11 protein-coding genes are annotated in these 11,889 nt (G+C 35.5%); all 11 read right to left on the bottom strand.

Translation table 11 applies throughout. From position 1 onward, the window contains the following. On the bottom strand, nucleotides 1-529 hold a 529-nt coding region (locus ABIL39_11415; GenBank protein MEO0166731.1), incomplete at its 3' end, for a carbohydrate binding family 9 domain-containing protein. Between the two features lie 5 nt (nucleotides 530-534). Next, entirely contained in the window at nucleotides 535-1,404 is an 870-nt protein-coding gene (locus ABIL39_11410) for an ABC transporter ATP-binding protein (protein MEO0166730.1), read from the bottom strand. Continuing rightward, nucleotides 1,401-2,129, bottom strand: coding sequence for a hypothetical protein (locus ABIL39_11405; GenBank protein MEO0166729.1), 729 nt, complete (start codon nucleotides 2,127-2,129; stop codon nucleotides 1,401-1,403). Before ABIL39_11405 ends, ABIL39_11410 begins: the two co-directional genes overlap by 4 nt. Nucleotides 2,130-2,300: 171 nt before the next feature. Further along, nucleotides 2,301-3,647, bottom strand: a complete 1,347-nt coding sequence (locus ABIL39_11400; GenBank protein MEO0166728.1) for a radical SAM protein — start codon at nucleotides 3,645-3,647, stop codon at nucleotides 2,301-2,303. A gap of 45 nt (nucleotides 3,648-3,692) precedes the next feature. After that, nucleotides 3,693-3,860: a hypothetical protein gene (locus tag ABIL39_11395; GenBank protein MEO0166727.1), complete on the bottom strand. Its 168-nt coding sequence runs from the start codon at nucleotides 3,858-3,860 to the stop codon at nucleotides 3,693-3,695. A 237-nt stretch (nucleotides 3,861-4,097) separates the two neighbouring features. Beyond that, complete coding sequence (locus ABIL39_11390; GenBank protein ID MEO0166726.1) at nucleotides 4,098-5,846, bottom strand: ABC transporter ATP-binding protein; 1,749 nt, start codon at nucleotides 5,844-5,846, stop codon at nucleotides 4,098-4,100. A gap of 32 nt (nucleotides 5,847-5,878) precedes the next feature. Beyond that, the gene (locus tag ABIL39_11385) at nucleotides 5,879-7,945 is read right to left on the bottom strand and encodes a DUF5916 domain-containing protein (GenBank protein ID MEO0166725.1); all 2,067 of its coding nucleotides are present in this window, start codon (nucleotides 7,943-7,945) and stop codon (nucleotides 5,879-5,881) included. 7 nt (nucleotides 7,946-7,952) lie between these two features. Then, complete coding sequence (locus ABIL39_11380) at nucleotides 7,953-9,248, bottom strand: S41 family peptidase (GenBank protein ID MEO0166724.1); 1,296 nt, start codon at nucleotides 9,246-9,248, stop codon at nucleotides 7,953-7,955. Nucleotides 9,249-9,395: 147 nt separating this feature from the next. Then, nucleotides 9,396-9,521, bottom strand: coding sequence for a hypothetical protein (locus ABIL39_11375; protein ID MEO0166723.1), 126 nt, complete (start codon nucleotides 9,519-9,521; stop codon nucleotides 9,396-9,398). Next, nucleotides 9,518-10,930, bottom strand: a complete 1,413-nt coding sequence (locus tag ABIL39_11370) for a radical SAM protein (GenBank protein MEO0166722.1) — start codon at nucleotides 10,928-10,930, stop codon at nucleotides 9,518-9,520. Before ABIL39_11370 ends, ABIL39_11375 begins: the two co-directional genes overlap by 4 nt. After that, nucleotides 10,912-11,178 carry a hypothetical protein gene (locus ABIL39_11365; GenBank protein ID MEO0166721.1) on the bottom strand — a complete coding sequence of 89 codons (267 nt, stop codon included), beginning with the start codon at nucleotides 11,176-11,178 and terminating at the stop codon, nucleotides 10,912-10,914. Before ABIL39_11365 ends, ABIL39_11370 begins: the two co-directional genes overlap by 19 nt. Between the last annotated feature and the right edge of the window lie 711 nt (nucleotides 11,179-11,889).

Below are 11,889 nucleotides of genomic sequence, written 5' to 3'. Positions count from 1 at the left end.
AGCGTTTGAAATTTATCCCCCACTCATAGAGTCCTTTTTTGTATCTTATTGATTTGAATGGAATCTTTATTTCAACTTCATAACGGTCTTCATAAATCTTTGTTGCATAATACCAAACGCCATCCCAGGAGTTATCTTTACTACGTCCATCATCAAGCACCAGAGCATCACTATATATCCCACTTATATGAACTGCAAAACTATAAGCAGTCGTTTTACTGCCGAACGGATCTAAATACAAAACGACCGCATCATCATTCTCACTCATTTGATTTACTGGTTTAGAATTCTTTGTCCAGCAGCGAAAGGCAAAATAGAGATTGTTTTCATCCTGTAAAACATATACTACGGTATTATCCGATGGCTTCTCTTTTTCATAGGGCATATATTGAATAAAATCATACGCTGAATCTGCCTTGAGCCAGACTTCTTCTATATGCCCATCAATCACCGGTGCAGTTTCTGTAAACCGCACCTCAAGGGTAGGATTGAGATTTCCCATTAACGAGAACAAAAATCCTATCCACATAAATTTTATCGTCCATCAATTAACAGCCGATTTAAAATTTCTTCTAATGAATCACACTCTTGATGCACTTCAACAATTTCGATATCATTATCGGAAAGAATATTTCTTAATCGAAAGTTACACTCCGTATTTTCATGGAAAATCTCTTTGTACAGTTTACCGTTTTTCCTATAAGTGAGTAGATATCGCAGATTACCATGTCTTTCTTTAAAATCCGAAATTTCGGTCATCTCCACAATTTTACCATTATTTATCAAAGCGATATGGTCGGCTATTTTTTCCACAAATGGCATGTCATGGGATGCAACTATAATTGTCTTCTCTTTTTTCTTTAAATCTATTATCATCTCAATTACTTCCCTTTTTGTAGTGACATCAAGTCCAAGAGTGGGTTCATCTAAAATAATAACAGGTGCTCTGGTTGCGAGCATAATTGATAACGCCGCCTTTTGTATCATTCCTCTTAAATACCTGGAAAGTGGTTCTTTGGCACGGTTAATGAGGTTAAAGCGTTCAAGGATTTCCTTTAAATTGTCCTTCGGAAAGGGTTCATTCCAGTAGCTGAACCAGAAATAGCCATTTTCCCACAGAGAATTATTTTGTAAAAGAAAAGGAGTTTCAGGTAAAAAGCGGAGGAGAGAGCTTACTTCCGCGGATGAATTTAAGGGATTTTTATCATAAACTGTGATTGACCCATCGTCAGGCAAAAGAATCCCTGTGAGTATCCGCAAAAAAGTTGTCTTGCCAACACCATTAGGCCCCAAGAGCGCAACACATTTACTCTCTTTAACTTCCAAAGAAAGACCCTTTAATGCCTCTACCGGGGGTTTGGTTGGATAAGTCTTTTTTATATTTGATGCCGCAATTACTGTCATATTCTGTTTACTCCTCTGCCAATCCGATATTCCTTATAAGCCCATTTAATAAATAATGTACCTATTAGGTTATATAACAATGTCCCTACAGCTGTTGCTATGCTGAATAAAAATAGCTTGCACCCATTTTGAAAGATTGTAATTATGCCGACTGGCGGAAGTATGAATGCATATTCCAGTTTGCCGGCTAAAGGAAGCATAAGTAGGAAAGGATAAAATCCAAGAAAGATAAGCTGTGCAAGGTGAAACGCAAAAATAAATTTCATACCCACAGCCAGTCCTATTAATACCATAGCGCTACACCACATAATCAAAAGAAAGATACCGATGATAGAGTTTAAAAAATAAAATCTGGGCAGAGTAAGAAAATATGCAACCACTATACTTATAAAGGTAGTTAAAAGATATGGAGCTTGAATTCCCATAAAATATGCTATCAGCCCTCTAATGCCTCTGGGTGTGATTAATAAATTGGCATAAGATGGATTACTAAGAAATTGACTTCCAGCTTGCATAGGGATATTTGTAGCACTAGCTGACAAAATAAATACGACAAATGGATAAAAAAGCCCACTCACCCTTCCTCCCAATACTCTCGCTGCAAGGTAGGCAGTCAGAAAGATAGAAATCATGAGCACAGGCAGAAGCAAAAATTGAAGTCCATAGCGTGATGCCCGCATCATTCCTTTAAATTGTAAGTAGGCTGTTAAAAAGAATAATTTCATATTAACTAAAAATTATAATTATTATACATTTCTTGTCAATTAATGTAATGAGGCCCCCTTGCTTGGAGCCTCACAGATTAGTGGACACAGCAGAATCCACAGCCAGCACCACAATTGCCAGGGCTGGCAATAGGAACTTCAGGTTTTGTAGATTCTCTGACAATAATCATTTTAATCACCTCCTTTCTTCACAATAATATTTTTATAGTACAATTCCATTACCTTAGTTAGAGGAGAAAAACGAGTATAACATCCCTTCTTACCATATTTTCTTGATAATATACATCCGCCCATACACAGCGGAAGCCACAAACATTTCCTACAGGTGTCATCAAAAATCCAACTTTCTGAATATTTATTCCACTCATTTAACTTATTTTCATCAATGAGAATGTCGCCGTTTTCTTTTATATGCCCCAGAGCATCTTCTTCTTTCAATCCAACCGTGCACTTCCATAAAGCACCGTCAGCACCAATTACAAAACATCCCGGTAATCCACCGTAACAGTAAATTGCTTTAGGTTTAGAGAGGATTACTTCATCAAAATACCATCTTGGGAATTCTAATTTTTCCCAAAGTTTTATTAAGATTTCACTTTCTATTTCGGCAGATTCCCTAAAGCTACAAAATCTCATCTGCTTATCTCTTTCGGTGCCGGTTTTAAAGATTGGGCGGAAAAGCAATCTGAATCTGGAATCTTTTCCAAATTCATTTTGATACAAGTCAATCCATTCATTTAAATAAACGTATGAATTTTTATCAAAATTTGTTCTAATTACTACATAAAATTCCTTATCAAATTTTTTAAATTCCCGTAAATTCGACCAAATTTTCTCAAAAGTGCCGCGCCCATTTTTTAGTTTTCTAAGACGATTATGAATTAAAGGAGGACCATCTATTGTTACTTGATATCCTATAACCCCTACATCAATTAGGCTTTTGATAAGTTTGGGAGTTAATAAATAACCATTTGTCGTAACATCGGATAAAAATCTTATACCATATACTTTTGCCATTTTTTGACATCTCTTCGTAATCTCTATAATACGGCTTGTCGCAAGTAAGGGTTCTCCACCAAACCAAGAGATTTCTAATATACTTAGGGTTGCGATATTTCGCTTAATGAAATTAATTATACCCAAAATGACTTCATCAAAAATTTTGATTCTTCTGAAAGTTTCATAACAATATATACATCTAAAATTGCACATTTCTGCAGGGAGAATAATTAATCGCATAATTGTTTTATCTTCCCTGATTTTTCTAAAACTCATAATTACTTCATCTAATTCATCTTTATCTTTATTAACAATATACCCATTTGCTAAAAAGTTATTTACCATGTCTTTATTATCTAATTTTTTTACTTTAGAGGGGATTACGCTAAACGCCCCAGTTTTTGTATTAAATAGAAGCCATCCTCCATCTTCCATATTTTTGACAATATTATAATAAGAAAACTTATATTGACCTAAATTTATTTTAAATTTTCTTGCAAATAAGGGACTACCTGACATATTCTACAACTCTTTCATTTCATAAAAATCCCATAGAAATTTCCATTAACCTATAGGGGTCAGGACCGGAACCGTCTGGTCCGTCTGGTTTATTCGGGTTCTCGTTAGCCATTTCACGAATAAAATCATCCCCTGCGAACGGAGTGATACTGCAAGCGAAGCGATACCGCGATTTCCGTAAGGAACGATACTGCGATTCCCACCTATTTTCATATAGTAGATTCTCTCTCATAATCATTCCAATCTTGTCGTAGTATAATCCAGCACAAGCATTTTTTCAACTGCCAGTTTTTTTTCGCTAATTAACAGATTTATCAACTGGTTTTTGGCGAACTGACTTTCTGAGCAATGTTCTCAAGCGCATTTCTGCCATTCTTCCCGTTCCGATATGCCCGCATGTAATGTCTAATATAATTGTTACCAAAAAGATTTTGCGTTGCGCCTTTTAAATTAAACTCGTTTCAAAAACTGCTCATCATAAAGATTTTTATAGACCGCACAGGTATTATACAATTCTTCATGTTTGCCAATACTAACAATTTCCCCCTTGTCCAAGACCAATATCTTGTCCACATTTTGGATTGTTGATAATCTATGGGCAATAATAAAAGTGGTGCGGTCTTTTAGTAAATTTTTTAATGCGCTTTGAATTATCGCTTCTGATTCTGAATCCAATTGTGAAGTCGCCTCATCAAGAATTAAAATCTTGGGATTTTTTATTAAAGCCCGCGCTATTGCAATCCGCTGACGCTCACCACCAGATAAGTTCACTCCCCGCTCACCGAGTTTTGTATCATATCCTTCAGGTAGATTTTTAATAAATTCATCTGCATAAGCCAACCTTGCCGCATTTTCTATCGCACCATCTTTTGCCTCGGGATTGCCAAATCTTATATTCTCCCTTATTGTATCAGAGAATAAAAATACATCCTGTGAGCATATACCAATTTGACCCCTTAATGATTTTAATCTTACATCTCTTATATCCTCACCATCAATCAATATCCTCCCCTTTTGGGGTTCAAAAAATCTTGGAATTAAAGAAACAAGGGTCGTCTTACCAACACCACTTCGACCTACAATTGCAACTATCTCACCAGGGTTTACCGCAAACGAAATGTCCTTTAATACCTCTTCAGTCCCATTATAAGAAAAAGAGACATTATCAAAAATAACCTTTCCCTCTTTTATTTCAATTTCTTTTTTACCCTCCCTTTCCGGTTCCAAATCAAGCATCTCAAAGATTCTTTCTACTGCCGCCAGTGAGCGTTGAACATTAAGATTTAAATTATACAAGTTTCTTGTTGGACCAAATAGATAGCCAATAAAAGAATTAAAGGCAATCAGACTACCAACTGTTAAATTGCCCCTCATTATCTCGGCACAACCATACCAGATTAAGACAATCGGACCGGCCGCAGAAATCAATGCCGAAGAAATTGAGGCAATCGTGGCAGTAATATCTAACCTGACCTCCTTACGGATTGCCTCACTTATCTTTTTAACCATCTTTATCGTTGCTCGCTTTTCTCCAGTAAATGCCTTAATAACTGAAACACCAGACAATAATTCCTGTAAATCTTTATTCAACAGGGCATATCTCTCTCTAACCTCATGACTCATACTTCTAATTCTTTTATTAAAGACAATCAAAGATAATAAATAAAATGGCAGGATCAAAAAGCAGATCAGGGCAAGTTTAGGATGGATATAAAATGTGCAGACAGTACCAGCAATGAAAGTAAGAATATTTTGCCCAGCAGAGACCAATGTATCCGCAAGAAGTCCTTGAACCGCATTGACATCATCACTTAATCGGGACATCAAATAACCAGTTTCTTTTTTATGGAAAAAACTAAGGGAAAGCCTTTGAATATGCTCAAAGAGTTTTACTCTAATATCAAACAGAACCCGGCCCCGGAAGGTGGTTAATAAAAATTGTTCTAAAAATGAAGAAGAAGCTTGAACTGATAGAACTCCAATGATTACAAAGCCAATGACATTGAGTAGTTGAAAATTTCTTAAAACAATTACTTTATCAATGATAAACCTTGTCAAAAAAGGCATCGGCAGTTGTAAACCTACCGACAGAAGCATAAAGAAAAAGGCAAAAAGCCCCTTATGCCAGTAGGGTTTAAGGAATTTTAAGAATTTGGTACCTGCATTATAATCAACGATTTTATTTATATTAACCGGCATATTTTGTATGACACGTTTCTTTATCTGAAATGTTAAAAATAGAAGAGATACTTTATTTTGAATACACCAATCTGATTTTGTAACTCCAATTTCTTGCTCGATTCTCCCTGTTTACGATAATCATTTAATGCAATATAGAGCCAACTCTTCGGTTTAAAGTTAAAGGAAAAGAGAAAGCCAAAACGACTGGAGATTAAAGAATTTTTTATAAGCCCTGCCTCAGGGATTAACCACACAAATTCATTGAAGAATTCACAACTCATATTTTTTGTGATTTGGAATTCAATTCGTGGGGTAACCTTTGGTGTAATCTCGGCAATTGTATTTAGAGTATCCCATTCTATCCATATATTAGCATCAATTGCGGGTGTAATACGAGACAAGGGATAAAACTCAAACCAGAGCCAGTTTGAGGCCTGGTAAGCAAGATAGTTAAGGTGCCAATTGTAAGAATAATAAAAAGAACTCCCAAAATTTGTTGCATATTTTGTCCCATTTCCCCACACAAAAAGATCTAGCGACTTTTGGATATATTCAAGATTTGCTTCATACATTTTACACATTCCGGGATTAAATGAAAAGCCCCAGTTATTATGGAAATTGGGGTTGATATTGAAAATAAAAATTTTTGACCATTGAGTCTCATTTGGTTCTTTCCTTAGCGCCAGGAATGGACCAAGATAAAAAGTGCGGATAAAATTTTTGAAAAAGAGATTTGGTCCAAGGCCAAGGGAAACTTCTTTTTCTCCTGCCCACGGGGCATATCCTATTTCACTTACGTCGAATGAATCACCATAGGTATTATAGAAAAATCTACCGAGCAAATTCCCAAACATGATTTGTCCTCCAGATGATAATGCCCAACCCATTTTCTTATTTCTATCACTAACTGCCCCCTGAAGACCAATCCGATTGAGACCAAACCTGTGAATACCATCAAAGCCAATAGCATAATTATAGTTTTCGCCATTGGTTATCATACCACTAAAGAGCATGCCAATTTCTGAATTTTTATATATTTTATTGACTATCCGTAATGCGCCAAAATTTTTTTGAGGTTCAGTTTGAAAAGAATCGGTCATTGCACCCAAAAGACCAATATTCCAATTGGTTGATTTGTTCGTTAACTTAATGCCACCTAAAATAGGCACAGGCGTTCCATTTATTGATTTGCCAATAGCCCGGGAATAAAATATTTCAATCGGTTGTAAAACATCTCTGCCACTACTACGAAAAATTTCACTACCTTCGACAAAAAATGGCCGCCTTTCACTCAATCTTACTGGATAACGCGAAAGATTTAAGGTATATGGGTCAGCCTCAATCTGGGCGAAGTCAGGAAAGAACGTTGCTGAAAAAGTGGATTGGGAGGTTAAATCCCACTTTAAAGTTAAACTGCCACAAGGTTTTATTGAATCGTTTGTGACACCCCTTTCATATCGCAAAATTCCCTCAGGATAGATTTCAAAATAGTAACCTTTTGACTCAGGATGAATATCTTTCGCTATTCCAAATTTGGAAACCCTAAAACCCTCTTTCTCTGTCACCTCTGTCCAGTAGGATACCTCTTGGGTTGCGGCAATAAAACGCTTAAAATTTATACCCCATTCTGAAGTATTCTTATTATAACGAATTGATTTAAATGGAATTTTAATTTCAATAATAAAATAATTATCATAGCAGCGTGTGGCAAAATACCATACACCATCCCAGCTTGCATCTTGGGTGTTCCCATCATCCAGAATCAGCCCATCAAAATATTTACCGCTCACGGTTACCTTAAAATAGTAAGCCACGGACTTACTTCCAAAAGGGTCAAGATAGACCGCAACCCAATCTTCATTTCCTCCGAGGTTTACCGTGAGTTTATTCTTTGATGTGAGGCATTTAAATACTACATAAAGATTATTGGCATCTTGCAGGAGATAAACTACGGTGTACTCCGATGACGGTTCTCTTTCGTAAGGCAAATATTGAATAAATCCGTATGCCGAATCTGCAAACTGCCACGAATCTTCAATAATTCCATCTATTATTGGCGGATATTTAGTGTGATAAACTTGCACAGATTGGAAACTCAAAAAAAAGAAGAAAAACATTTTCCTCTTAGTCTTGGTGTACTTTTACACCATCTTTTCTTGCGAGATATTTGCGCTCATATCGTTGCCAATTTTCAATTATATTAACCGCTTTTGTTATTACAGGATCAAGGTTATTCCTGATATCCTCTAATTTCGGAACACATTTTATATGAGGTTCGACATTATTAATTTCTTTACCATTTAAGTAATACTCTCGAGAAGTAACGAGGCTCAATACTCCACCACCAGGCAGGATGACCTTCAAGGGTTGCCCGGTGCATTTTGCTGTCGCTTCCCCTAATAACAGAGCTCTCTTATTAAAATATAATACACTAACAAAGGACTGAGTTGCACTTGCACTATAAGAATTTATTAACACAACTAAGGGACCAAGATATTTAGGTCCGCGACATGGACTTATCACATCGGGTCCTAGCCATTCCCATTTATCCTCAAAAAAGTTTCTTGCATAATAAAAAGGTATGTGCTTCCGCGTTTTTAATTTATAAGTTTTTACTGGCTTATTAATAAGACAAGAGATTATTCCAAATGCGTTACTGCTATTGCCGCCAGTATTATATCGGACATCAATAATCATTCCCTTTATTTTTTTTATAGATTTAATTTCTTTTTTAAAATATTGCACACTTTTCTCAGTCATAAAGGTGGGAATCTCAAAATAGAAAATACCATTTCCCAAGTCTTTTTTTAAAAGAGGATAACTTCTATTGACCTTCCAAATAAATTTTTTACTTCTTTTTAAGTTTGAACCTCTTTTAAGAAAAACTTTGATATTTTTATTATTTGCTTTTCTTAGCTCAAGCACAATGCTTGTATTTTCCGGTCCCCTAAGAAGTTCGGGAAGTGCAAACTGCTTTACAGAAAGTGGAGTATATTTAAGGACTCTTTCCTGAAAGTATTTATGTGTCGGAATTCCATTAATTGATACTATTTCATCCCCTATTTCTATCTTCTGTTCATGAATTTCTTCATTATTTTTGTCAACATTAGTGATCACAAATTTATTCTCTATTAGTTGGATTTCCACTGGCGGAGTAATAAGGTGGGATTCAATCTCCTTAGGTATTCTTATTTTTGTGTGGCCATCATCTAATCGGGCTACTAATTCCTGAAGTAAATAATAATAATCTCTTACATTTTTAGTCCTTATTGTTTTGGGAATATATTTTTGTATTAATTTGTCCCAGTGTAATTTTGAGAGTCTATCCTTGTATATAAAATTAAACTTTATTTCAGCCCATATTTGCATAAGTCCAAAAATTTTTTCCTCGGCCGACATATTTTTTAGTTTCGTTATCATATTGCTCCTTACTATTCAAGTGGGTGCTCGGAAATTTCGCAGCAGGGAAATATAAGATGAGCTTTCCGGACACCTATTTTATTCAAACTTGACCTATAAAAAAGGAGGGGGGACCCCGGTGCCGGCGTCCCCTCTCGTCGATAGAGACTACGTACCACAGCCACAGTTAACATCACAGTTTTGGTAACACACTTTATTACCTGGAGCTCTTATCGGTATATCTCTTGGTTCAAGTAGTAGCCCTATCTCCATTGGTTGCATTAGGTAAGTCATTTTTTATCACCTCCTTTCATTTTATTTATTTTGTTGAGATAGTCAAGGTAAAATAATTCAAGTGCATCCTCTAGAGATTTAGATTCAACTAAACAACCTCTTCCTTCTCCAGAAGATGTAATTTTTGCTAATGTGCAACCACCCATGCAGAAAGGCAAAGCCTTGCAATTTAAACAATTTTCATCCTCAAAAGGGTCTTTACACAACCATTTTGTTAGCTGTATAGAATTGAATATACATTTGCCTTCTTCATCAATCCTTGCTACCGGTGGTAATATTTCCATTGAAACATTGCACTTGTAAACCTTACCTTCTGAGTCAATTTCAAAATGTTCGAAGACATCCGCTGGACAGAAATAAGAATTCCCAAAACGGGAAAAGCGAGAAACATTATATCCTTTTTTAATGGCTAACTTAGAAAGGTTCATTGTCAATTTAGGGGCATTCAGCTTAAAGCACAAGTATGATTCAGTTCTATGGTCATTCTTTCCCCACTTTTTAGCAGGTAAAAAAGTACTTTTAAAGTAAACATTTAATTGGGGTCTCAAATCAGATGGAAAAAGGTCAAGCACCTCACCTACTCTTTCATAATTATTTTCATCAAAGTTGATTCTCAAATTTACATATCGTAAATTCTTTGCTATATCTGAAGTTACTAATCGGCAGAGATTATTAAACACAGTATTAAAGGTTTCTCCACCATTTTTGAGTGGTCTATATCTATTATGAATCTCCGGAGGTCCATCTATAGTTACCTGCACACCTTTTATAGATAACTCCTCAAACTTACGAATAATTTTATCAGTCATAAGATATCCATTAGTAGTTAAATATGCCTCATATTTAGAATGAGTTTCTGTGCAAATCTTTTTCAATTCTTGAGTTAGTTTCTCTATCACTGGTAAAGATAATAAAGGTTCTCCACCAAACCAACCAATTTGTAATATCTTGCTAACGTCTTTCGTTCTATTGTACACAAATTTTATAATTCTTTCTTGAACCGCCTCACTCATTATACTTCTTTCGGACGGCGGAGATTCAAAACAGTAAATACATCTGAAATTGCAGTTCATTGTAGGGCAAAGTGTTAAAGATAGCACGGTATCTTGAAATCTTGCTTTTCTATTTTTAAATTTCAGTAGAGCAAGTTCGTCTAAATTTTCTGGAATCAAAAAACTCCCTTTTACTAACGCTTGGAATAATTCTTTGTTACGCCCTATATGTAAATCACAAGTATTGGGTTCCTGTAGAATTTTTTGCACTTCTTGATAATCCTGCGCTTCTATTTTTGCAAAACCACCACTTAATGCATTAAAGGCCAAATGGGTACCATCTTCAGCATCAAAGAAGAAATTGTATTTGGATGGTTTATATCTTTTATTTTCTTGGTTTAGTTCATTATCATCCATATACTGCGCTCCTTTTTAAACAAAGCGATGTATAAAAACGATTTTTTCATGACCCTTCTCGCTGCGGGATTTGAAGGTTTTTTTCTCAACCAGCATCCCAACCTTAACCCAATTACCCCACCTTCAACCCCACAGGGGTCAGGACCGGAACCGTAATTACACAAACTGTAGCATGCCCTGATGTAAATCAGGATCACTAATCCTATCTTCGTGTTTATAAAAGGCTTACGCCTTAACTCCAAGTTCATAAGATAAACTCCTTATTACTAAAATTCCTTTTTCCATTACCCTTTTCTCCTTTCTCTTTTCACTTCTAACCTCTCACCTTCAACCCCTTTGTTTAACCCGCCCCGCCAGGAGGAAACAGCGGGGCGGAGGGGAGTGTGAAGGGGGAGGTTGTCCTTCACAGAAAAATTGATACTCGCAAGCTAAAACCCTGCCTACATTCAATCCCTTTACCCTATATATATGCAAAAATCATGCCCACTAAAACTCATGAAATTTCAATAATTTCATTTTTCAAACTGACATCCAATGTCAGTAAGTTATCCACAAATTATCCACAAAATCGTGCAAATGCAGGACAGTTCAGCATTTTAGCCACTGACATTTTATGTCAGTGGTTTGACATAAAATGTCAGTAAAACCGATTTTTACCACTTTTTTACAGAAACCCCTGAAATCCTCCGAAATTTCAACACTTTAATATTAAAAATCAGGCTATTTTTTTGATAATTCTTGTCGTATTTTTCAATTTTCTCAAGGCTTGAGTCTATTAAAAAATCGAAGTTTTTATCACAAATTTAAAGGTTGAAAATTGACAATGTAAGTCTTTGATAAAAAATCAAATTATTTTCTCTATTCTAAAATTACAAATTATTCAGTTAGAATTTTTTGTAGCATATTTTAGTTTCATATCTCGGTTCGATAGTTTTAGAATTGTAGAATAATGGAATAAA

Source organism: candidate division WOR-3 bacterium (assembly GCA_039802205.1).
In the GTDB taxonomy this organism is placed as follows: domain Bacteria; phylum Hydrothermota; class Tepidihabitantia; order SM23-42; family JAOAFX01; genus JAOAFX01.
This window is presented reverse-complemented; position numbering and strand designations above follow the sequence as displayed.